20 protein-coding genes are annotated in these 23,828 nt (G+C 60.7%); 16 read left to right on the top strand and 4 right to left on the bottom strand.

All coding sequences use genetic code 11. From position 1 onward, the window contains the following. Positions 1-286 precede the first annotated feature (286 nt). Positions 287-1,456 (top strand): zinc-dependent alcohol dehydrogenase, encoded by a 1,170-nt coding sequence (locus BG57_RS11625; protein ID WP_035963184.1) that lies wholly within the window; start codon positions 287-289, stop codon positions 1,454-1,456. Positions 1,457-1,916: 460 nt separating this feature from the next. On the opposite strand, the gene BG57_RS31170 is transcribed toward BG57_RS11625, so the two are convergent. Continuing rightward, the gene (locus BG57_RS31170; RefSeq protein WP_081850877.1) at positions 1,917-3,821 is read right to left on the bottom strand and encodes a hybrid sensor histidine kinase/response regulator; all 1,905 of its coding nucleotides are present in this window, start codon (positions 3,819-3,821) and stop codon (positions 1,917-1,919) included. A gap of 960 nt (positions 3,822-4,781) precedes the next feature. Between BG57_RS31170 and BG57_RS11635 the strand changes: the two genes are divergently transcribed. From BG57_RS11635 to BG57_RS11690, 13 genes are all read left to right on the top strand, one after another. Next, positions 4,782-4,994: a hypothetical protein gene (locus BG57_RS11635; protein ID WP_035963186.1), complete on the top strand. Its 213-nt coding sequence runs from the start codon at positions 4,782-4,784 to the stop codon at positions 4,992-4,994. A 353-nt stretch (positions 4,995-5,347) separates the two neighbouring features. Continuing rightward, a complete protein-coding gene (locus BG57_RS11640) occupies positions 5,348-7,087 on the top strand; it encodes a putative bifunctional diguanylate cyclase/phosphodiesterase (protein WP_052005741.1) in 1,740 nt (579 codons plus the stop codon). 591 nt (positions 7,088-7,678) lie between these two features. After that, positions 7,679-8,953: an MFS transporter gene (locus BG57_RS11645; RefSeq protein ID WP_035963188.1), complete on the top strand. Its 1,275-nt coding sequence runs from the start codon at positions 7,679-7,681 to the stop codon at positions 8,951-8,953. A gap of 194 nt (positions 8,954-9,147) precedes the next feature. After that, a complete protein-coding gene (locus BG57_RS11650) occupies positions 9,148-10,077 on the top strand; it encodes a LysR family transcriptional regulator (protein WP_035963305.1) in 930 nt (309 codons plus the stop codon). 122 nt (positions 10,078-10,199) lie between these two features. Next, complete coding sequence (locus tag BG57_RS11655) at positions 10,200-10,703, top strand: cupin domain-containing protein (protein ID WP_035963189.1); 504 nt, start codon at positions 10,200-10,202, stop codon at positions 10,701-10,703. Positions 10,704-10,773: 70 nt separating this feature from the next. After that, positions 10,774-11,793 (top strand): hydroxyquinol 1,2-dioxygenase, encoded by a 1,020-nt coding sequence (locus tag BG57_RS11660; RefSeq protein WP_035963190.1) that lies wholly within the window; start codon positions 10,774-10,776, stop codon positions 11,791-11,793. A 34-nt stretch (positions 11,794-11,827) separates the two neighbouring features. Then, positions 11,828-13,294, top strand: coding sequence for an aldehyde dehydrogenase family protein (locus tag BG57_RS11665; protein ID WP_035963192.1), 1,467 nt, complete (start codon positions 11,828-11,830; stop codon positions 13,292-13,294). 7 nt (positions 13,295-13,301) lie between these two features. Further along, positions 13,302-14,369 carry a maleylacetate reductase gene (locus BG57_RS11670; protein ID WP_035963193.1) on the top strand — a complete coding sequence of 356 codons (1,068 nt, stop codon included), beginning with the start codon at positions 13,302-13,304 and terminating at the stop codon, positions 14,367-14,369. A gap of 29 nt (positions 14,370-14,398) precedes the next feature. Then, a complete protein-coding gene (locus BG57_RS11675) occupies positions 14,399-15,280 on the top strand; it encodes an intradiol ring-cleavage dioxygenase (RefSeq protein ID WP_035963307.1) in 882 nt (293 codons plus the stop codon). Beyond that, complete coding sequence (locus BG57_RS11680) at positions 15,277-15,591, top strand: YciI family protein (protein WP_035963194.1); 315 nt, start codon at positions 15,277-15,279, stop codon at positions 15,589-15,591. The genes BG57_RS11675 and BG57_RS11680 overlap by 4 nt, the downstream gene beginning before the upstream one ends. Positions 15,592-15,749: 158 nt before the next feature. Then, positions 15,750-16,118 (top strand): Rieske (2Fe-2S) protein, encoded by a 369-nt coding sequence (locus tag BG57_RS31505; protein ID WP_075583118.1) that lies wholly within the window; start codon positions 15,750-15,752, stop codon positions 16,116-16,118. A gap of 277 nt (positions 16,119-16,395) precedes the next feature. Next, the gene (gene wrbA / locus BG57_RS11685; protein WP_035963195.1) at positions 16,396-16,998 is read left to right on the top strand and encodes an NAD(P)H:quinone oxidoreductase; all 603 of its coding nucleotides are present in this window, start codon (positions 16,396-16,398) and stop codon (positions 16,996-16,998) included. Positions 16,999-17,098: 100 nt separating this feature from the next. Further along, positions 17,099-17,512 (top strand): DoxX family protein, encoded by a 414-nt coding sequence (locus BG57_RS11690; protein WP_035963196.1) that lies wholly within the window; start codon positions 17,099-17,101, stop codon positions 17,510-17,512. A 216-nt stretch (positions 17,513-17,728) separates the two neighbouring features. Here the strand turns inward: BG57_RS11690 and BG57_RS32505 are convergent, their stop codons facing one another. Further along, a complete protein-coding gene (locus BG57_RS32505) occupies positions 17,729-18,142 on the bottom strand; it encodes a hypothetical protein (protein WP_152562569.1) in 414 nt (137 codons plus the stop codon). Here BG57_RS32505 and BG57_RS11695 point away from each other — a divergent pair. After that, positions 18,141-19,709, top strand: coding sequence for a methyl-accepting chemotaxis protein (locus tag BG57_RS11695; protein WP_052005742.1), 1,569 nt, complete (start codon positions 18,141-18,143; stop codon positions 19,707-19,709). The genes BG57_RS32505 and BG57_RS11695 overlap by 2 nt on opposite strands. Positions 19,710-20,401: 692 nt before the next feature. On the opposite strand, the gene BG57_RS11705 is transcribed toward BG57_RS11695, so the two are convergent. Further along, the gene (locus tag BG57_RS11705) at positions 20,402-21,145 is read right to left on the bottom strand and encodes an SDR family oxidoreductase (protein WP_035963199.1); all 744 of its coding nucleotides are present in this window, start codon (positions 21,143-21,145) and stop codon (positions 20,402-20,404) included. 137 nt (positions 21,146-21,282) lie between these two features. Between BG57_RS11705 and BG57_RS11710 the strand changes: the two genes are divergently transcribed. Continuing rightward, positions 21,283-22,203 (top strand): LysR family transcriptional regulator, encoded by a 921-nt coding sequence (locus BG57_RS11710; protein ID WP_229753932.1) that lies wholly within the window; start codon positions 21,283-21,285, stop codon positions 22,201-22,203. A 206-nt stretch (positions 22,204-22,409) separates the two neighbouring features. Here BG57_RS11710 and BG57_RS11715 read toward each other — a convergent pair whose 3' ends face one another. Beyond that, positions 22,410-23,444 carry a methyltransferase gene (locus tag BG57_RS11715; RefSeq protein ID WP_035963201.1) on the bottom strand — a complete coding sequence of 345 codons (1,035 nt, stop codon included), beginning with the start codon at positions 23,442-23,444 and terminating at the stop codon, positions 22,410-22,412. Between the last annotated feature and the right edge of the window lie 384 nt (positions 23,445-23,828).

The following is a 23,828-nucleotide window of genomic DNA, read 5'->3' on the forward strand; positions in this document are numbered from 1 at the left end:
GGCCGCGTACTGAGTCACGGGTTGTCTATTTCGTGCTTTATCGGAGATAACACCGGCGTACGTCGAGCAGCCGCTTGAAGCCGTCTTACCGACATGGACATCGATGCAAATCCACCGTCTGCCGGAACGCCGCCTAACCGCCGATGCCTGCGTTGAAGACCTACTGCAAAGCACGTGCGCCTGAACGGTATGGGCAATGCTACGTGCCTTGAGGTTGCCGCGTCGCAGCCTTGCGAAGATGATGACCGCGTGCGCTACAACCGCTTACTAACCTTGGAGGGTAGCAATGAGAGCGCTCATCTGGGCAGGCAAGAAGGACATCCGGTGCGAGTCGGTGCCGGATCCCGTCATAGAACATCCCCGCGATGCAATCATCAAGGTAACGACCTGTGCGATTTGCGGCTCCGACCTCCATCTGTTCGATGGGTTCATGCCGGGCATGGAGTCGGGCGACATCATGGGCCACGAATTCATGGGCGAGGTGGTCGAAGTCGGCAATGGGAACAGCGCGCTCAGTATCGGTGACCGGATCGTTGTTCCATTCACGATCATCTGCGGCGAATGTGACCAGTGCAAGCGTGGCAATTTCTCGGTCTGCGAACGGACCAACCGGAATAAGGAGACCGCGGACAAAGTCTTCGGCCATACGACAGCGGGTCTATTCGGTTATACGCATCTCACGGGTGGCTATCCGGGCGGACAGGCCGAATACGTGCGAGTGCCGTTCGCAGACAGGACGCACGTGAAGATTCCCGACGGCCTCACCGACGAGCAGGTGCTTTTCCTCGGTGATATTTTCCCGACCGGCTGGCAGGCCGCGGTGCAATGCGACATCGAGCCGACGGATACGGTCGCCATCTGGGGCGCCGGCCCTGTCGGCCAGATGGCGATACGCAGCGCCGTTCTACTCGGTGCGAAGCAGGTAATCGCAATTGACCGTGTGCCCGAGCGGATCGCGATGGCGCGCGCGGGCGGTGCGACCGTCATCAACTTCGAAGAAGAGAGCGTCGTGGAACGCCTCAACGAGCTGACGCAAGGCAAAGGACCCGAGAAATGCATCGACGCGGTCGGCATGGAGTCGCATGCGACGAGTTCGGTCGACGCCATGTACGACCGTGCCAAGCAGGCGGTGATGCTGGAAACGGACCGGCCGCACGTACTGCGAGAAATGATTTACGTCTGCCGTCCGGCGGGCACGCTGTCGGTACCGGGCGTGTACGGCGGTCTTATCGACAAGATTCCGTTCGGCGCCTCGATGAACAAGGGCTTAACGTGGCGCATGGGCCAGACTCACGTCAACCGGTGGACGGACGACCTGCTGCGGCGCATTCAGGATGGGCAGATCGATCCATCGTTTGTGATCACGCACACGGTCCCGCTTTATCAGGGACCCGAGATGTACAAGACATTCCGCGATAAGGAAGATGGCTGCATCAAGGTTGTGCTGAAGCCTTAGCCGAAGGAAGAGCCGCCACGTGTCGATGCCTGGTCGTTGCCACGTCCATTCGGCCTGTCTCTGGGAGCGTGACAGGTCGCGGCACTAGTGCACGGCTTCCTCGATTGGAGGAATCGCCGACTTGAGCGAAGGCGTGCATCGAATGTCGTGGGGAGCATTCGCGACCTGCTTTACCGGTCAGTTATTTTGCCGACATTGTTTCTTGTTTCACCGTCGTGCGGCCGGCGAGTTGCAATATGCGGCTCGCCGCGTCGTCGATTGACTGGCAACAACGCGCGCTGTCTGGATGGCTGGACGACGAAGCGCAGGCCGGCGCGAACCGGATCAGGCTGCCAGCGTCTGCTCCGGATCTCCGTAACATCCACGCCTTTCAACATCCGTCCATCAACGCTTCTAGCGCTTCCAGAGCAGCGAAGCGCGATTCACCGAAGAGCAAGCCGCCACAACCTGCCTCGTTAAATCAGGACGCCGCATCCGCAGTCTCGATAGCCTGACTGAGCTGCCCCACATCGACCGGCTTCGTGAAGTGAAAGTCGAACCCGGCGTCTGCTGTGCTCGCCCGGTCCTGCGGCTGACCCCATCCGGTGATGGCAATGAGCGTCGCGTCGCTTGTCGAGGGCGTTGCCCGGATCCGGCGAGCGACGTCGATTCCGCTGATGCCGGGCAAACCGAGATCGAGCAAGATGACGTCCGCGCTGTAATCGTTCAGGAGGTCGACCGCCTCTTCGCCGGAATAGACTGTCCGTACTTCGTGCCCTTCCATTTCGAGGAATGTCGTCATTGCGTCAGCTGCATCGACATTGTCATCAACGACCAGGATGCGATGCTTCGGAACCGACGAACGATTGGCAGGCGCAGCGCGCGCCGGAACGGGCGGTTGCAACACCCGGGACGTTGCCGGGAGATGAATCGAAAAGCAGCTCCCACGGTTTTTCCCGGCGCTTGCGGCGGTCAGGCGGCCTCCATGCAACTCGATCAGCGATTTGGACAGCGCGAGTCCGATACCGAGACCACCTTGCCGGTGCTGGTCGCGATTCACTTGCGAAAACATCGCGAAGATGGCCGACAACTTGTCAGGCTCGATGCCGATCCCATCGTCGGCGACCGACAGGACGATTTCGCCGTCGTCTGCTGTCGCCGTGAGTTCAATGTGCCCACCCGGTGGCGTGTACTTCGCAGCGTTCATCAGCAGGTTAGCCAGCACCTGCGCCAGCCGGAGCCGGTCTGCCTCGATATGCAATGGCCGGGCAGGCGGCTTGATGACAAGCTCCTGGCCTTTGCTTGCGAGGATCGGCCTCGCTACCTCGACGGCTTCTTCGACAACCTCTCGAAGCGCAACGGCCTCTTTACGCAGGTTCAGCGCCCCACGCGTGATGCGCGACACGTCTAGCAAGTCGTCAAGAAGCAGCGCCATCGCAGCCGACTGCCGGCGCAGCACGTTGATGCACCAGCTCCTGCGTTCTTCCTTTAATCCCGGCTGTTCCAGTATCTCGGCGACCTGTCTGATTGGCGCCAACGGATTGCGCAGTTCGTGCGCGAGCGTCGCGAGAAACTCGTCTTTGCGGCGGTCGGCCTCCGAAAGAGCCTGTTCGGCGCGCACGCGGGGCGTCAGGTCAACGAACCAGGCCACGACCGAACCTCCCAGCGACGCTGCGACGACGTGGAACCACTGCTCGCCGCTTTCGCCTTGAACCTGTACGTCGAAGGCCTGGCGTCCGGGGCGCTCAGCGAGCGGGGCGAGTCGCTCGAGCAAAACGTTTGCGTCCCAGCCGGTCGGACGCACATACGAGGTGGAACTGCCGACCACGACGCCGGCGGTCTGGTTGAACAACTGGGCGGCGGCCTCGTTCAGATAGTCCCATCGAAGTTCTGCGATGCGGCCGTCGCACACGACCGGCGTGAGGATGAAGAACGGCACGCCGGCGCTGTTCAGGGCTACGTCGAACCGGTGCCGGGCGTCGCGTTCGACTTGCAGGAGGCGATCTGCGGCATGCTGCGTAGCCGCTTCGGCTCTTCCTGCGCGCCGCGCCACCTTGGCGAGCTGCTGCCCAGCCGCGACGAGGAGTGTGCCGACGATCGCGTACGCCAGCAGCACGATTTGGTCGTCCCGCTGGGGAACTTCAAAACTGCCGATAGGCGGCATCCAAAGCGCGCCGAATGCGATGCCGCTTAAGAGAAGCAGCGATCCCGACCACCCGCCAAATAGCACCGTGATCAACGGAAGGGTCGCACTGAAAAACAGAAATGTGAGCCGTCCGTGGGCAAGCAATGTCAACGCCTGCTGAGCCACCAATACCATGGCTGTAGATGCGATACCCAGCAATAGGCGCTGTCTGGGTGGATATTGCGCGATGCGAACGATCATGGCTTCGTCTCGACTCGTCTAATTGCTTTGCTTCGCATTATGCCGTTCCTCGCGCATGTCTACTCGTGGCCGCCCAGTGGTTTGCATTGACAAGAGTGGATGCGCATGTAATCGGAATCGCCATTGGCGATGACGAACCGTTGCGTGTGATGCGACGCGTTTAATCTCTCTGCAGTAGCGGCCTGACCGCGCTTTACGTCTTTACGTACTGCCGTCGCTTTGAACCGCCGAGCTCGCCGATTGGCCTGTTCGTCTGCCTGTTTGGTCCAGAGTGCGCGGAGTTCATGGCGTCGCAATGTTAATGCACTCGCTGGATACGCCCCCGGGCCATGTGACCGGCGAAAAAAAGCGCCGACTCCAGTCCAGGAGCGGCGCTGAAAGTTCGTCTCAATCCGAATGCCGTGACGAACCTGAGAGACGTAATTTTAGGTTCACGGCGCCAACGCTTCTAATACCGACTTTTGATATGAGGAATCATTTTTTCTTATATCAGGGTTATCATCTATTACATCTACCTTACATGATCGGGTTGATTTTCGGCATTGCGCGCGCCGTGTTGCGCGGAATCAAGGCGCCGGGCGCGTCTGCCGGCACTTTCGCGAGGCGGATAAGGTGCTTCTGCCATCCGCTTAGGCTCAACACACTGCTTACCCAGTTGCCAGATGAGACCCCGCCCGATGGACGCAACCTTTATCCTTTAGCAGCGCGCGGTTCAGTTTTCGGGGCAGGGGCCGTTATTCCGTTAGCCGCACCGCAATAAAGAAACACTGACGGAATGTAATGCCGAGGACCTCGTTGTGAAGAAACGCTGCCTTTCACTGATCTCCCGTTTGCTCTCCATGTTTGGCCTTTCAGTCCCTGACGCGATCACACGCGTAACTTACGGGTGGACGACCGCCATTTGGACATAAAAACATGCCTCGCATATGATCGACAGCATCGTCAAGGCGAGTGAGTGGTATGTCAGCGAATTCCATGGCCCAGCACTCGGTGAAAGCCAAAGCGCTTCAAAGCATTCGCCAAGTCCGCTATGGCTATAGCGGCTATTTGGCGAAATTCGACTACGGCGGGAGAATAATCACGCACGGCAAGCAAAACGACGGAATTGAACGAGCCACGGAAGTCATTAACCCGATGGGCGAAGCCACGCAGCGGAATGTTGCGCTTGACTAGCAGGTTCCGGCGCGGCCACGTCGATGCAGAAATAAGCGGCGCACCTGCGAAGCGCGATGTTCGTATTCAAGTCCTTGGAAACAAAAGACCGGCAACGCAGATCAGTCCGCTATCTGAATCGAAAACGAGCAGCTAGTGGACGAGGAGCCGCAGACTAAGGCAGCAGCGCGTGCGATAACGCAAAACGGAAAATCAACGATGAAACCGTACGGAACGGGTCGAGCTGTCGCTCGCGGGCGACTGGTCCGCCATTTAACCTAGTCTCGAAGAGTCAACGTCCAACTGACCCCGAGATGCGAAGACAAAACTTCCTTGACGCTCGACCTCGGGCCAAATCACATCAAGAAGGCACGATGAAGCATAACAAAAAGCAATCCGTGCGCCGGCGGGACGTGTTTCGCTTCACTGGCGAACATGTCCACAGAGGCAAAGGCGAGGGCGACTTTCAAGTGCTCGATCACATTACAGACGGAGTGATGTTGCTCGACCGGCAGTGGATGTTTCGCAACGTCAACCGCACCGCTGCGCGACTGCTGCAGCGTTCTCCGACGGACTTGATCGGTCGCGACATCTGGGCGGAATATCCCGACCTGATCGGGTCGGGGTACGAAAAAGCGTATCGCGAGGCGGCCGAGACCGGCTTGCCCTGCACCGTGACCGAGTTCTACGCGCCGCTCGATACCTGGTTCGAAGCGCGGGTATTTCCCTGCGAGTGCGGCATCACCGTGCTGGTCCGCGATGTCACCGAGGCGCGCGCGATGTCGGAGCGCCTGTCGGACCAGGCCGCGCACGATGCGCTCACCGGCCTGATCAACCGGCGCGAACTGCTGACGCGTCTCGGCGAACTCGTCGATGAGGGCGCCGCCGCTTCGGTCGATCTACTGTTCATCGACCTGGACCGCTTCAAGGAAATCAACGATTCGTTTGGCCATGCGGCGGGAGATGAGGTGCTGTGCGTGATCGGCGAGCGTCTTTCCGGCTCGATCGGCGAGCGCGGTCACGCCTCGCGCATAGGTGGTGACGAGTTCGTGGTGTTTCTCGTAGATGCGCCCGAAGGCGAAGCGGAGCGCGTCGCGAGCGACTTCATCGTACGCATGCGAGAGCGCATCGAGACGCCGTCCGTGCGGGCGTCGATCAGTGTGAGCATCGGCTTGGCGCGCTACCCGGTGTCGGCGGCGAACGCCGACGAGCTGCTACGCAACGCTGACACTGCGATGTATCACGCGAAGCGCATGGGCGGCTCACATGTGTGGACGTTCGGCAAGGAAGACGCGAGGCGTCTCTCGAATCGTCTTCGGCTACGCGCAGACCTCGAGGGTGCGAGCGCGACCGGCCAGTTCCAACTGTATTACCAGCCACAACTGAACCTGGTCACGGGCTCCATGTATGGGGCGGAAGCACTCGTGCGATGGAACCATCCGGAACTAGGACTCCTTGCGCCAGGCGATTTCCTCGATGTCCTGCTCGAGTCTTCAGCCTACGAGGCGACGGGAAAGTGGCTGATCCACCTTGCGTTACGCGAGGCGGCGCAATGGCAGGTGGCGGACCGCATGCCGTATAAGGTCGCCGTCAACCTCTCGGCCACGATGGCTCAAGACTGCGATCTTGCTGCGTTGGTCCGGGAAGCAGCCGGGGCCGCGGGCGTATCCGCTTCGGTTCTGGACATTGAAGTGACAGAGGCGGTCATCGTAAGCGACTTCGAAGCCGCTTCGCGATCGCTTGCGGCGGTCCGGAAGCTCGGCGCGACTGTCTCACTCGACGATTTTGGCACCGGTTATTCAAGCCTCTCGTATCTTACGAGATTGCCCGTCGACCGCATCAAGATTGATAAATCGTTCGTGCAGCAGCTCACCGTTACTGAGACCCGTCGGCAGGCTCGCGTGATGATCGAAGCGATGGTGGCGCTCGCGCGCGCGCTTGGCATGCAAACGGTCGCCGAAGGCGTTGAGAGTGCGGAGCAACTCGCGCTGATACAGAAGCTCGGATGCGATGCGGCGCAAGGATACTTCATCGGCCGGCCAGTGCCAGCTAACGCATTGAACCTGTCGAAGAGGTGTAGTTTGCTGCCCGCGCATACGTGGTCGCCTTCATAACGCGGTCGCTGCTCCTGGAAGTCGATAGAGTTTTCGAGGATTGCACCGCTTGAACCTGCTATCGAGCCGTGCGGGCGCAGGCCTCCCGAAAAGTAATTAGGACGATGAACTAACTGCGATGAAGTCCTGAACTGCAATTCAGTTCTGTGGCACAGGGGCCGGCGAAGATTCGCGCTCGTACTGTCTTTTGTCAGACAGGGTGTCGTTGTAACTCGTAGTGCCAGTTGGCTTCGGGCCGCTTAGGGCGCTCGCACCACTATTCGCGCGTCTATCCGTAGAACCCCCAAGTGGCTCACAAAGAGCCTCTCAACCGCCGCTCGGCGGTATCCGCATGGCGATTCCAAGCGCCATCGCGCTCGGTCGTCGCGATTCTTCGTGATTCGCGAATGAGCCATTCGTCGATCCCCACGTTTTATGCGAAGGGCGCTTGAGCCACTCTTACTGTGTCGGCGACGACAAGCTGCAGGACGTCATCATCGCCGGATCGCGAGCAACCAGCACTTAATGACCCGCGCTTGGACATTGCTGCGCACTTAACGCCGACCGGACACTTCCGCGCACGGCCGCCGCCGGTTTAAACAGGAGACATCGATGAATGCGAAACAGTGGGATACCTCCTACGAATGGAAAGCCGTGACGCTGCTTGCGTTGGGCTTCGGCTTAGTAGGCCTGGACCGGTGGCTTATCGCACCGCTTTTCCCTTCCATGATGAGAGACCTGCATTTGACAGCGCAGGACGTGGGCAACTGCATCGGCATCCTGGGCCTGTCGTGGGGTGTCTTCGCTGCTTTGATGGGCGGCATCTCCGACAAGGTGGGACGCCGCAAGGTGCTCATTCCGGCGATCATCATCTTTTCCTTACTGTCGGGCTTTTCCGGTGTGGCAGGTGGCCTTGCGAGCCTGCTCGCTGTCCGCGCGCTGATGGGTGTCGCCGAAGGCTCGTTTTGCCCGACAAGCTTTGCCGCTACAGCCGACGCCTCGCATCCTAAACGTCGTGGCTTCAACCTCGGCATTCAGCAAAGTGGCTTCGCGCTGTTCGGGCTTGCCCTCGCGCCGATCATTGCTACGCAGTTGCTAGGCGTGATGACGTGGCGCTGGGTGTTTGCACTGGTTTCGATTCCCGGGCTGATCCTTGGCCTGCTGATGTACCGCGTCATTCGCGAACCTCAGGAAACGCGCGTGACTTTCGCACCGCAGTTCCAAGCCAGTGCGCAGCCGCCACGAGGCAATTGGCGCGACGTATTCAAGAGCCGCAACATTCCCATCGCCATGACCGCTCTGTTCTGCGCGATGACGGGCGTCTTCGTGCTCGGCGCCATGCTGCCGCTCTATCTGACTGACTACCTCAGGCTGGATACGCAGCGAATGGGCGTTGTGTTGTCGGCAATCGGCTTCGGCGGATTCGTCGGTCAATTTTGTCTGCCGGGACTCTCCGATCTGGTCGGACGTCGCCTTGCCAGCATCGTCGGCTTTGCGGGCACCGCGGCGATGCTGTATGTGTTTCGCGAACTCGGCGCGCAGCCCGTTGCGTTGTTCGCCGTGTTGTTCGTCGCGTCGTTTTTCACGCTGGGACTCGTTTCGTTGCTGTCTGGACCGGTTGCCACGGAGGCAGCGCCTGTCGGCATGGTATCGACTGCTATCGGCATCGTGGTCGGTGCCGGCGAGATCTTCGGCGGTGGCATAGCGCCCGCGCTCGCCGGTTTTGTGGCAACGCGGTTCGGCATCCAGAACATTCTCTGGTTGCCTATCTGTGCGGTTGTGCTCGGCATCGGCGTAAGCTTGCTGCTCACGGAAACCGCACCCGCCAAACTGCGTCGCCATCATGGGACTGCGATGAAACTTCCTGCGGCTGGGCAGCCCGACTAATTTGTTCCTATTCATCGCCTAGGGGTGCCGACGCTTCTCAAGGGGCGAGGCACCCTGTGCCTTTTTATCACTTACCGTAACTGACTGACGGCGGGTGCACGCCGCGTTCGCGCCCGTGCAGATCGCAATAACCGATGCAAATCCGCGCGTCGCCAGAGCTACACTGGCTGCACGACACGGGCGGAAGGGACAACATGGATCGTTTTCTCAGCATCGAGGCTTTTGTGCGGGTGGCTGAAACCACGAGCTTCGCGGAGGCGGCGCGCCAACTCGGCGTAACGAGCTCCGTCGTCACGAACCGAATCCAGCAACTGGAGAAGTTTCTCAACGCGCCGCTGTTTCACCGCAGTACGCGCCACGTGCGACTCTCGGAAGTTGGTGAAACGTTCTATCGCGAGTGCGCGGAAGTCGTGGGACGCGTCAACGAGTTGACAGATCAAATGCGCGAACTGCGTGCGACGCCCACTGGACGCTTGCGAATCCAGATGTTGCCCGGTTTTGCGCTAGGTCATTTTGGCGCATCACTGGCTGAATTCAATCGGCGCTATCCGGCGATACAACTCGATGTAATCGTCAATGACCGGGTCGTCGACCCTATCGAAGAGGGTTTCGATGTCGCCTTCCAAATCTTTCCACCGATCTCCGAATCACTCATTGAGCGGCGTCTTTTTACCGTGCGACGGCTGTTTTGCGCTGCGCCCTCCTACCTGGACGAGCATGGCGCACCGCAACATCCTCGCGAACTACTCGACCATACAACGGCGCTCTACTCGGGCTATCCATCGCGCAATCGCTGGACAATGAAGCGCGGCGAAGAAGTCTTCGAAATGGAGTTGCCCGGCATGATCCGTTCGAACTCCGTGCATCTGCTGCGCGACTATGCGCTCACGGGTGGCGGAGTGGTCTGTCTGCCAACGCTGGTGGCGAGTGCTGCGCTGCTGGATGGATCGCTCGTGCCCATTCTGACTGACTATGCGCTATCGCCGCTGAACTTCGCGGCGGTCTACCCGGCGACTCAGCGGCAGGCTTTGAAGGTAAAAGCCCTCGTTGAATTCCTGGCCGACCGGCTCGGCCCTGAGCCGGCTTGGGATCTACCGCTGATCGAGCGCGGCTGGGTCAGCTGATACAGCCTATGCCGGGGATTATTCGCGAATCGCAAACGCCGTAATCGCGCACGGTCCGCTTGTTGTCATCCTGTTGTGCTCATAAAGTTGGATCTAACAACTTTTCCAAACAGGAGACAACGATGACCGAGACGTCATTTCACACCGTCCTTGGCTCGCTCGACAACTACCGCAAGGGCGACATCGAAATCACCAGTGGCTCCGCACGCCACTACGTTTTTTCCAACATCTTCGAAGTCGCAGCGCACTCCGCCGCTTACGAAAAAGTCGTGGTCGGCAAGAACCTCGACTATGTCATCGAGGCATTGCGCACGGAAGGAGAGTCGCCGTGGTTCGCCTGTACACACGACGAGTTCGCCATTCTGATGGACGGTGAAGTCCGCATCGATTTCATCAAGCTCGCTGAACCGCCGCAGAACGGCAATGGCACCGTGCTCGCAGCCGCGTCGGGCGAGCAGCCGGCCGGCCGCGCGATGGGTCACATCGTGTTGCGCCGGGGCCATCAGGCACTGCTGCCGGCCGGCTGTGCATATCGCTTCAGCGCTTCCAGGCCGGGCGTCGCGCTCGTCCAAACGATGCTGGGCGAGCTGTCCGTAGAGAAGTGGGCCGACATCTGCCTGCACTGACACGCCGTCACTGGACGGCGCATTGGCATTCGTTAGAGCCGCCCATCAGAACATCATCAGGAGACTTCACATGGCTAGCCTTGAGACCTTCGATCAGCCGGTTGATTTCGCCGCCCACACGGTGCGCGCGAGCGAACCGGACGCGGTGACCGGCTATCGGCGCTTCACGCTTGGCGCGTTCGAATTTATGCGCGACGAGTACTTCGTCAAAATCAACTGGCCCGCGAAAGGCCAAACGCGCACGCACGCTGTGCCCGCCGATGCGTTCCTGCGCGCGATGATGCGCGACGTTGCCTGGGGCTTCTTCTACGGCTGGGTCAACTTCGATCATGTATTCGGCACGCGCAATCACTACGGCAAGGTCGACGTGTACGCCGGGTCCTTCAACGGCATCATGAAAGACGCGGGTGTCGACTACAGCGAAACGTTCGAGACGCCGACCATCATGGCGACGTTCAAGGCGATCCTGCACGACTGGACCAACGAAGGTTTCGATCCCTTCGCCGCTCCCGAAGAAACCGGAACCGCGTTTGGCCGCAAGCACGGCGACAACGACGCCGCCATCGAGCGCACGCGCATCGCTACGCGTCGCATGCCGGGACTCGAAGGCGACTCGCCGTTGCGCGACGATCTGCCGGTGAATCGCGCGTTCGCGGACGTGCCACAGGACGAGCCGGAGGTTCACGTCGAACCGGGCTTCGAGGGGCAGTTGCACGCATTCAGTCTCTTCAAATACCTGTCGCGTTCGGACGTGACGTGGAATCCGTCTGTGACGTCGGTGTGCGGCCCGAGTCTCTTTTGCCCGACCACCGAGGAATACATCCTGCCGGTGTTTCATGGCAATGATCGGGTCGAATGGTTCCTTCAACTGTCGGACGAGATCGTCTGGGATATCGGTGACAAGAACACCGGCGCGCCGCGCGCACGCATCACGATGCGGGCAGGCGACATTTGCGCGATGCCGGCAGATATCCGCCACCAGGGCTATTCAACGAAGCGCTCGATGCTGCTCGTCTGGGAGAACGCGACACCCAATCTGCCGAAGCGTTATGAAACCGGGGAACTCAAGCCCTATCCGGTTGATTTCTGAGCCGCCGGCTTCTGTTACCACCGAGGATTTCTCCATGCAAACCCAGCTTTTCATCGACGGCCGCTTCACCGATGCAGTGGAAGGCGGCACCATCGACGTGCTCAACCCGCACGACGGGTCGCTTATCACGAAGATCGCCGCCGCCACGGCCGCTGACGTCGATCTCGCCGTTGCTGCCGCTACGCGCGCCTTTCCGCAGTGGGCCGCCACCTCCGCTGCGGAGCGCGGCCGCCTGCTGCTGCGTCTCGCCGATGCCATCGAGGCGAATGCCGAAGAACTCGCTCAACTCGAATCGCTGGACACGGGCCACCCGATACGCGATTCGCGGGCACTGGATGTGCCGCGCACCGCGGCCTGCTTTCGCTACTTCGGCGGCATGGCCGACAAGCTGCAGGGCTCGGTGATTCCCGTCGAAACCGGCTTCCTGAACTACGTGCAGCGCGCGCCGATCGGTGTCGTCGGCCAGATCGTGCCGTGGAATTTCCCGCTGATGTTCACGAGCTGGAAGATGGGTCCCGCGCTCGCAGCCGGCAACACCGTCGTGATCAAGCCGTCCGAAATCACGCCGCTCTCCACGCTGCGCATCGCCGAACTTATGGCGGAGGTGGGTTTTCCGGCCGGCGTCGTCAATGTCGTGACGGGCTATGGCCATACGGCCGGCCAGCAGTTAGCGGAGCACCCGGGCGTCGGCAAGATCGCCTTCACCGGGTCGACTGCAACTGGCCGGCGCATCGTCAAGGCGTCGCAGGGCAACCTCAAGCGCGTGCAACTGGAACTGGGCGGCAAAGGCGCCAACATCGTCTTCGAAGATGCAGATCTCGACGCCGCCATCAACGGCGCCGCGTGGGCCATCTTTCACAACCAGGGCCAGGCTTGTATCGCGGGCTCGCGCCTTATTCTCAACGAGCGCATCGCCGATGAATTTCTCGAACGCTTCGTCGCGCTGGCCGCATCGGTCCGGGTGGGCAATCCGCTCGATCCCGAAACGGAGATGGGGCCACTGACTTCGCGCGAGCACCTCGAGCGGGTCAAGACGTTCGTCGATGTGGCGCGCGAGCAGGGCGGGCGCGTGCTGACTGGCGGCACCGCACCGCAGGACGCGTCGCTGGCAGCGGGGTATTACGTGCGGCCCACGGTGATCGAGGCCAGGACGCCGCAGGATCGGGTCGCGCAGGAAGAAGTATTTGGCCCGTTTGTAACGGTGCTGCGCTTCAAGGACGACAACGAGGCGCTGGCGATCGCCAATAGCACCGAGTACGGGCTGGGCAGCGGCCTGTGGACACGTGACCTTTCACGTGCGCATCGCATGGCGGCAAACATCAATGCGGGTATGTGCTGGATCAACTGCTACAAGCGTGTCAATCCAGGTAGCCCGTTCGGTGGCGTGGGGCAGTCGGGCTATGGCCGCGAGATGGGCTTCGAAGCAATGCACGACTATACGGAAGCCCGCTCGGTGTGGGTCAACGTCGACGGCAACGTGCCGCCGCACTTCAAGCGCTGAGGCCGTCATGGAGCGGTTCGTCTATCAGGGCATGCCTTCGCGCGTGGTGTTCGAGTGGGGCGCGCTCGCACGGTTGCCCGAGGAAATCGAGCGTCTCGGCGCGAGGCGCGCGTTGATTCTTGCGACGCCGGAGCAACAGGGACTGGCTGACCGCGTCGCTCAGGAGCTCGGCACGCGTGCGGCGGGCGTGCACGCACAAGCCGTCATGCATGTGCCCGTGGAGGTGGCGCGTGCCGCACGCGATGCGGCCGCCGCGCTCGATGCAGATTGCTGCGTGGCGGTCGGCGGCGGCTCGACCATCGGGCTGGGCAAGGCGATTGCCCTCGAATCGCCGCTGCCGATTGTCGCGGTGCCGACGACCTATGCGGGCTCGGAGATGACGCCGATCTTCGGAGTCACTGAAGGGCGTCTCAAACGCACCGGGCGCGATCCACGCGTGCTGCCCCGTACGGTGATCTACGATCCGTCGCTCACGCTTTCGCTGCCCGCGGCGATCTCGGCGGCCTCTGGCGTCAATGCCCTCGCGCACGCGATGGAAGCGCTTTACGCGGAAGACGCCAACCCGGTAATCAGCTTGATGGCGGAGGAATCGATCCGCGCCTTAGGTGAGGCGCTTCCGGTCATCGTGCAGCGGCCCGACGACGCCACGATGCGCAGTCGCGCGTTGTATGGCGCATGGCTTGCGGGCACGTGCCTCGGCTCGGTAGGCATGGCGCTGCATCACAAGCTTTGCCACACCTTGGGCGGCACGTTCAACCTGCCTCATGCGCAAACCCACGCTGCAATGCTTCCTCACACGGCCCATTACAACCATGCGGCCGCCCCCGAAGCGCTCGGGCGGGTCGCCCGCGCACTCGGGGGATCTCATGCCGAGCAGGCGGGACCCCTGCTGTTCGCGCTGAACCGCAAGCTCGGTATTGCGGGCGCACTCGAGGCGCTCGGCATGCCTGAGCCGGGCCTTGACGAAGCGGCCGATCTCGCTTGCAAGAACCCGTATGCGAATCCACGCCCGATCGAGCGCGAAGCAATCCGAGCACTCTTGCAACGTGCCTGGAGCGGCGCGGAACCGGTCTGAGCGCCATGAGGACGATGACGGAGGTCGATATGCTTGCTGACAAGGAAGGACTGGGACCGAGTCTGACCGATCAGGTCGTGGCGAGCTTCGCAGCTACACCCGACGAGCGTCTGCGCACGGTGATGCAGAGCCTCGTGCGGCACCTTCACGCGTTTGTCAACGAAGTCGAGTTGACCGAGGCTGAATGGATGGCGGCGGTCCGGTTTCTGACCGCGACGGGCAAGATGTGCGATGACGTGGTGCGACAGGAGTTCATCCTGCTGTCGGATACACTGGGCGTGTCCATGCTGGTCGATGCGATCAACCATCGCTACGCGACAGGCGCGACCGACAGTACCGTGTTCGGCCCGTTCTACATTGACGGCATGCCCGAGCGCGAGTTTGGAGAAACTATGGCGCTCACGCCCGGGACACCTGCGCTGGTGCATGGCCGTGTTCTGACGACGGATGGCGAGCCCATAGCGGGCGCGGTGCTCGATGTATGGCAAACCGCCGAGAATGGCATGTACTCGGGCCAGGACACGGCGCAACAGCACGGCAATCTGCGCGGACGATATCGCACTGACGCCAGCGGCTGCTACGCGATCTCGACGATCGTGCCGGTCAGCTATCCGATACCCACGGACGGTCCGGTTGGGAAGATGCTCGAAGCGACGGGACGGCATCCGTGGCGTCCGGCCCATATGCACTTCATGATCGACGCACCAGGCTTTCGCACCCTGGTCACCCATCTATTCGACGAAGGCGACCCGTATCTGGGCTCGGACGCGGTCTTTGGGGTCAAGCCGTCGCTCATGGTGGCGTACCGCGAGAGACCGGCGAGCGATGCGCTCGCGCGTCAATTCAGCTTTGACGGCGCCTTTCGCGAAGCGCGCTACGACTTCGTCCTCGACCGGGGCTTAAAAGAATGAGACGCTATTTCGCGGTTTTCGCTACCGATAAATCAGGAATGCGTGACGTTCGCGAGCGTGTGAGACCGCTTCACAGAACGTACCTGAGAAACGCTGCTCCCGAGCATGGCGTCTTTGTGCGACTCGGGGGTCCGACGCTTGTCCCTCAATGCGATGCGATGAACGGAACGCTATTGGTGGTCGAGGCAGACGGAATCAACGACGTCATGGCGTTTATTCGAAACGATCCTTATATGCAAGCAGGTTTGTTCGACCGCGTCGAGGTGAGACCTTGGGACTGGAGCTTCGGCAATCCGGAGCACCGCGTCTGAGAAGGAGTCTGCCGCGCTGGTGCTTCGCTGCAAGACGCACAATCTGATGGTAAGTCGTCAAGTAGCCCACTGCCTCCTGGCATCAACAGATTCCGCGAGCGCGTTCCAGGTCGCTTGCGGGCTCGACCCACGTGCGGCTTCCATCGGAAGGCTCACTTATGAAACCAGTGACTACAAATCGCACGTTCTTGGGCGGGCTGACCTCTGTTCCCGATGGAGGTGCCAAAGAAGTTCGTGAAGGATTGCTCATCCTGCGTCGGGGACACGACGCGTGGGCGTATCGCAATGTATGTCCGCATTTTTCTGTGCCGCTTAATTATGAACCGGACACTTTCTGCACTTACGAGAGCCGAGTCTTGATGTGTGCACACCATAGCGCAATGTTTCGTTTCGAGGACGGACTGTGCGTCGACGGTCCATGCAGTGGTGCGCGTCTCACACCGGTTGCAATAACTATTCACGACAACAACATTTTCATCGACGAAGGAGGGGGCTCGGATGATGAGAACAAGAAAAACTGCGCATGAAGTTTCACTTAGTATCCTATGTACAACGGCCGTGTGGCGATGAAGCGTTGCCGGCTTTGCAAGGCGACGATGCCTCGGTACGTTCCTGCGACGGGCGAGAGGTTGGGTCGCTCAGGTACCAGATTCAACCCGCGTGCCGTCGATGTGTCACCGAACTGATTGATGAAACCGCGGCTTCGTCTGTGTATCCCGCGCAATGTGGCGGGGACTGACGCGGAGTTGCATGATATGTCTTAGCCGTTCGATCCCTCGGACGACCCACATTCCAGGAGCCATCATGACGAGAGTACTCGTTCTTTATTATTCGATGTACGGTCATATCGAAACGATGGCCGACGCGGTGGCCGAGGGCGCGCGCGCCGTTCCCGGCACCGAGGTGACGATCAAGCGCGTACCCGAAACGATTCCCGCCGAACAGGCTGCTGCTTACGGAGTCAAACTCGACCAGAAGGCGCCGGTCGCGACACCCGATGAACTGGCCGATTACGACGCCATCATATTCGGCACCCCAACGCGCTTCGGCAATATGGCCGGGCAAATGCGCACATTCCTCGACCAGACCGGCGGGCTGTGGATGAAAGGCGCCCTTATCGGCAAGATCGGCAGCGTTTTTGCATCGACAGGGACTCAACACGGCGGCCAGGAAACCACCATCACTTCGTTCCATACGACCCTGCTGCATCAGGGCATGGTGATCGTGGGAGTGCCGTACGCCTGTGCGGGTCTTACCAACATGAATGAAATCACCGGCGGTACGCCCTACGGCGCAACCACGCTGGCCGGCGCTGATGGCAGCCGGCAGCCGTCACAGAACGAACTGGAGATCGCGCGCTATCAGGGCAAGCATGTCGCCGAACTCGCTGCAAAAATCGCTGGATAGCCGCTAGCATGAGGGGAGCGGCGAAACAAACGCTCCCATTCTCTAAACCTGGGGCTATCTCCGCGTCAGCGGCGGCACCCCGTTTCAAACGGGAACGATCATGCGATATACCCTCTTCGAGCGACGCAAAGACGAACTTATCCTGGTTGCGCGTGTGCTTCTGATGGTCCTGTTTCTTATCTTCGGCTGGAGCAAGCTGACGGGCTTTTCAGGCACGATTGGTTACATGGCGAAGGCAGGCGCGCCGTTTCCCGCGCTCTCGGCCGTGATTGCGGTCGTCATGGAGTTGTTCGTCGGACTTGCAATTGTCGTCGGATTCTATACTCGTCCGCTCGCGTTTCTGTTTGCGTTGTACACGCTAGGCACAGCGCTCATCGGTCATCATTTCTGGACGATGGCCGGCGCAGAACGAGCCGCGAACATGATCAACTTCTACAAGAACGTCAGCATCATGGGCGGACTGCTGCTTCTGTGCGTAACCGGCCCTGGGAAGTACTCGATCGACAGGAAGTGATGGCTCGCACTGCGCGGCGTCTCTTCTACCGTCGTACGATGCTGTCTGTGAGCAACTCGATGCGGGCGGCCAAGGCGAGCAGCAAACGGGTCTAGCGGTCATCATCATTCGTGCTGTCTATCGAAGAGATGCTCCTCCAGGCGGCGGGTGTCGTTCTCAGCACGTGACTTCGACTGAACTCCGTCCGCGCGGACGGGCGCTGCGAGACGGCTGGACTCAGCCGAAGCCGTCGGACGTAATGGAGCAGAGGCGATCTCGCCCAGCATCCTGACAAGCGCTCATGGCGATCACGAGCGCCACTACATCGCCGCGGTTGAGTTCATGCATGTCATCTTTCCGCACTGGCTTGCGTCTGCGATGACGCTCGTCGGCGGATTCCTGTTCGCGTCGAGATATCGGAAAGAACGCTCGCTGGCACTCTGCTGCGCCGAGCACGCGCTGTATGGATGCGTCATCTCTCCGCCAAGTCTCGATGGTTATTCCTTCCTCTGAAACCTGACGAACGCACGATGCGAGCAGCAAGCCCAACACGCTACTTTCGACAGATCGCCCTCCTGGCTTCAGTTTCTTGAAAGGCAGCCGATAAGACTCCTGTGAACCCGCGTAAACCGTTGTCGTCGGACCTTCCATGAAACTCAGCCTCAAAATCCCGTTAGCTTTTGCAGCCGCGCTGCTTTTCATGTTCGCCGCCGCACTCTACGGCGTTTTCGCCCTCGATCAGTCGATCGACGCTTACAGGACAGTAGTCGCGCGCAACGTCGCACAGGAACGCATGGTGTCTGCAACGCTCGTCGCGTTCAAGCTGCAAGTGCAGGAATGGAAAGACACGCTGCTTCGCGGAAAGGACCCGGCCAAGCTCGACAAGTACTGGACGGCCTTTCAATCGCGCGAAGCGACGGTGAATAAGCTGGCCGATGAACTCAAACGGACGTTGCCCGCTGGCGAGAGTCGCGAATTGATCGAGCGGTTCGCAACAGCACATCGCGCGATGGGTGAAGGTTATCGCCGCGGCTTCGAGGCGTTCAAGGCGCAGGGCTACGAACCGTCGGCCGGCGACAACGCCGTTGCTGGCGTCGATCGTGAACCGGCGGCGTTGCTGGAGCAATCGGCAAAGAAGATCGCCGCAGACAGCGCCGAAGTGTCCCTGGCGGCAGACCGGGCCGGTGAACAGGCCACCGTCATCAGCATCACCCTGATGCTGGCGGTTCTCGTGCTTGCATCGATCGGCGGCTATCTCTTTAGCCGGTCGGTGTCGCGTCCGCTGGCGCGTGCACTTGGATGTGCACAGGCCGTCGCAGCAGGCGACCTCTCGCTTGATTTTCACTCAGACGGCAAGGACGAGATCGCGGCGTTACTGGTCGCGCTCAAGCACATGCAGTCGAGCCTGGCGAGCGTCGTGAGCAAGGTGCGCCTGAACGCGCACAGCGTCGCAACAGCAAGCGCGGAAATCGCCTCCGGCAATCTCGATCTTTCGTCGCGCACCGAAGAACAGGCAGCATCGCTGCAGCAGACTGCGGCCAGCATGGAAGAGATCACCACGGCAGTACGCCAGAACGCCGACCATGCGGCGGCGGCATCGTCGCTGGCAGGGTCCGCGTGCGAAACCGCGGCAAGCGGCGGGCAGATGATGGAGCGTGTCGTCGAAACGATGAACGGCATCTCCGAAAGTTCGGCGAAAGTGAGCGAGATCATCTCGGTCATCGACACGATCGCGTTTCAGACCAACATTCTCGCGTTGAACGCGGCTGTGGAAGCCGCGCGAGCGGGCGAGGAAGGGCGCGGTTTCGCGGTCGTCGCCAGTGAAGTACGGGCACTCGCGCAGCGCAGCGCGGCGGCAGCGCGAGAGATCAAGTCACTCATCGAACACTCCAGCGAGCGTGTCGAGACGGGCTCGGCGCTCGTGCGCGATGCGGGAACCATCATTGCGGACATCGTGACTTCGGTGCAGCGCGTGACAGGGGTCGTCGGCGAGATCACGTCGGCTTCCCAAGAGCAGCGCATCGGCATCGAGCAGGTCAATCTCGCGGTGACTCAGATGGACCAGGTCACACAGCAGAACGCGGCGCTGGTCGAGCAGGCATCCGCGGCGGCTCACGCGCTCGCGGAGCAGGCCGGCTCGCTGCGGGACGCGGTGGCGGTGTTCAGGCTGAGGGAAGATGCGCATGCCGCACCGCACCGCGCGTTGGCCGCAGCGTAACGGAGGCAACGGGACGAAGCCGGCGGATGCCGGTCCCGCTCCGGTTTAGCGCTCGTCAGCAGTCACGGCGGGTGCGGGAATCGCACGTTCGCCTCCAACCGAATGCGTTTCCAGCCGCGAGCCATTCGATCTCGCGGCTGAAGGAAGGTGCATCCGTGAAGCCGTTGAAGATCAGGCGGAGACAGGCTCCACCTTTGGCCATGCCAATAGCGACGCATTGAACATTTAGCCGCCACATAACACTTTGTGGTCAGTTGCAGAATTGCTGAGATAGCGGCCCCGCTTCACGCGATATCTTTTTTGGCCGGTTTGTCCGCCATTCCTTTCGATCGATCCAGAGCGTGAACTGATCGATCAGGCCCATGCGGTGCACTGAGTCGCTATGGCAAAGGCGGCGTTCACGTTTCGGTTGACGACGTTTTTATGGCGACGGCTGCCGGACTGGCGTGGGATCGAGGCCTCCGGCAGGGAATTGAACTCTCTGTTCAGTGGCGCTTGCAAGCACTGGACAGTGACGAGCTTGGCCGAGAGCTCGCCGGCGATCGATCTAGTACGTTATTGAGCCGATGCGGTCCAGAGATGAGCCGTGCAAAAGGCCACCAGTGACCGCCATGGTAAAGAGTCGGATCTGAGCACGACGATCGACGGCCAATCATATCGGCATCCTAAGCTCTTGCGCTGACGTTCAACGATCAGACGAGACGCGCACCACCGTCAACGTTGAGCGTCGCGCCGTTCATAAACCCATTCGACATCAGGAAGACGACACCCGCACCGGCTTCGTCCGACGTGCCGAGGCGGCGCAAAGGAAGCGTTTGCTTGAGCCGGTCGACGACAGAGTCGCGAGCATTACCCAGTGCCTTATGGAGAATGGGCGTATCGATCGGGCCGGGTGACAAGGTGTTGACGCGAATCGGCGCAAGCTCTAGCGCAAGGCCTCGCGCAAAGGCTTCCATGGCCGCCGATGCTGCGGCAAGGATAGCGGTTCCATAGGCGTTGGGACGATCCGCGAGACTTCCTGAGATAAACGTGATCGAGCCATCGCTGCTCAGTCGATCGCCCAGCGCGCGGATCACGTGTACAGCTGCCCAGATGCGCTCATCGAATGCCTGCCGCAGATAGTCCACGTTGGTGTCGCGGACCTTGCCAGAGACGAAAGTTCCCGCCAGTAGGACGAGGTGGTCGATCGTAGGTATGTCTTGCACCGCTAGTTGAAGGGCGTTTGGGTCTGTCACGTCAGCGGCTCGCCACCCGGCGAAACCGTGGTGTGCTGCTGCCTGTTCTGCGGAAGCCGCTGTCCGACCAACAACGATGACATGCGCGCCGGCGTCCTTGGCCTGAAGGGCGGCTTCCAGTCCGATCCCGGATGTGGCGCCAAAGACAAGTACGTTCTTCCCCGCGAGGACTGATTGCTGTCGCTGCGCTGCGTCACTCATGACTCTTCTCCTGTTGGCTGACGCAGGTCTGCGTCGATGGAAGAAGATTAATTCGCGATAACGCGCTTGATAATGAGCCCTGCTTTCGCTTTAATAGTGCCATGATGGAACAAATAGCGATAGAAAGGCTGACAGGCTTGATTGCGTTCGCCCGCGCTGCGTCGCTTGGGAGCTATACGGCCGCCGCCAGGTTGCTCGGGGTCTCGCCGTCTGCGGTTAGCAAGAGCGTGCAGCGTTTGGAACAGCATTTCGGTCTTCGACTCTTTAGTCGAACCACACGCTCACTAACGCTTACACCCGAGGGACGCGACCTACTGGAGCGCACTCAGCGTCTGCTTCGCGAGGCGGATGGCATCGAGCAGGGCGTGGCAGCGGCACGCGCCGAGCCTGCGGGCATCATCAAGGTCGCAGCGCCATTGCCGGTGGGCGTGCATATCCTGGCAGCAGCCATGCCGAGCTTTCGAAGGCGCTATCCGAAGGTGAGCGTCGACCTTCGGCTGAACGACCGCTACGTCGACCTGATCGACGAAGGCGTGGACGTCGCCATTCGAGTGGGCGACCCTGGAGACGCACGCCTGATCGTGCGTCGGCTCGCGCCGCACCGCATATGCGCGTTTGCCTCGCCCGCCTATATCCAGGAGCGAGGCTTGCCAACACATCCGAACGATCTCGTGAAGCACGACTGCATCAACTTTAGGTATCAGTCATCGGGCCAGGAGGCTGCGTGGCCGTTCGACATGGGTGACAGGGTGCTGGAGTTCACGCCGCCCTCGGGCCTAATCATCGATGCCAGTGACGCGATTGCTGCAGCGCTTGTCGCAGGCGCGGGCATCGGTATCTCTGCAACCTATATCGCCGCGCCATATGTTGCGCGAGGGGAATTGATGCCAGTGCTTTCCCAGTTTGCGCATGATCGGTTCCACTTGCATGCGTTATGGCCGGAGAGTCGACGGGGCAATCCGGCCGTCAAGGCGTTCGTGGGCTTCCTGCGAGAGATATTTCCAGACCCGACTCCGTGGGACGCGCTGGTGAAGACGAAAGCTGGCATTCGCCCGTGACTTCACCCGTGCCGGTCGGGTCGCCGATCCAGGCATGGGGAGGAGACACCGTCGCAGGATGTCTTCAATCGAAACAGCTAGTTTGGATGGACGCCGTGCTGGCGTGCAACCATCGAGACCGACATGTCTGGCTAGAAACTCTCTCTCACCATCGTCGCTCGCGCGCTTGCGTCGCGTCGAGGGTAAAGCGCAACGGTGGGCGCCGGTCACTTGAAACCAATGACCATTGAATCCGGTCCGACGAGTGGCTCAATGCGCACTGCTTTGAACCCCGTTTCCTCCATCCATTGCCGACACTGGGCACCCGTGTAGTCGAACCCGCCCGGTGTCTCGATGAGCATGTTCAGACTCATCAACAAGCCGAAGACGTTCTTGCGACGTTCGTCGTCGATTACCGCGTCGTACACGATGAGCGCCCCGCCCGTCGGCAAGGCGGCGTAGCACTTGCTCAGCAGTTCAAGCTTCTGCGGCAACGCCCAGTCATGCAGGATGTGGCCCATGACCAGCACATCGGCCGACGGACATTCGTCCCTGAAGAAGTCTCCCGGATAGAAGCGCAGCCGCTCTGTCAGGCCGTGTTCGGCGACATACTCGTTGAATACCGGCTCGACGGCCGGCAAGTCGAAACCGCCGCCTGTCAGGTGCTCATGCGCGAGGGCAACCTGCACTGGCAAGGCGCCTTGAGCTGCGCCGATATCGATGAACGTGCCGTAATCGGCCCACGGGAACTGTTGTGCGATCGCGCGCGCCGCGCCTAGGCTCACGCCGGTCATTGCCTGGAGGAAGCCGCGCAACGACGGTTCGTCGCGGTAGATCGCGTCGAATGGATTGCCGCCGCGCTTGGCCTCGTTTTGCGGAAGTCCGGTGACGAGTGCTTCGGTCAGCGAGCCCCAGAACGGATAAAGCCGTGCATTCGCCATCTCCAGCAGGCCGCCAATATAGCTGGACTTTCCCTTATCGAGAAAGAGGCCGGTCTCAGGCGTGTTGTGATACACGGCTCCTTCACGGTCCAGCAAATGAAGCGCGACCAGGGCATCCAGGAAGTCGTGCGCCGCACGCGGATGCAGGCCGAGTGCACCCGCAAGTTCGGACGCTTCGCGGGGACGGTTCGCGAGTTCTGTAAAAACACCGAGCTCAACCGCGGACAGGAGTGTCTTCGATGCCCAGAAGCCCATGCCTATCTGCAGCAGCCTTTCAGGAGACGGGGCATGACTGAACTCGGACGCTGGCGCGCTCTCCATATCGCATCCTTCTTTTGATATACCTAATTTAAAGGGGTGCTTGATTCCGCTAGAAGTCCGAAGCTAACTGTAGGCGGTGCGTCGGCCGCGTTCAAGCTCCTTATGTGCGCCGGCGCGCATCGAGTTTTGTTCACTGGAGGGAGTGAAACGCCTGCCGGTGCACTGTCGAAGATTCGGGCTTCTGGGGACATGCGTAGGGAGGAGACAACTGCACCCGGCGGCCAAATAACGATGCAAGGTCGCAACTGGCGACACGCATTCGCACGCGTCCTGCGAACGCGCTGATCCAAGAAGGGAAAGCCTCTATCACGACGGCGCACTAACGCCATAAGTCCAATGCGTTGACCGAAGTCCGTGCGCTTCTGCTAGACGCCGCTTTGCAGT

Source organism: Caballeronia grimmiae (assembly GCF_000698555.1).
Classification (GTDB): Bacteria; Pseudomonadota; Gammaproteobacteria; order Burkholderiales; family Burkholderiaceae; genus Caballeronia; species Caballeronia grimmiae.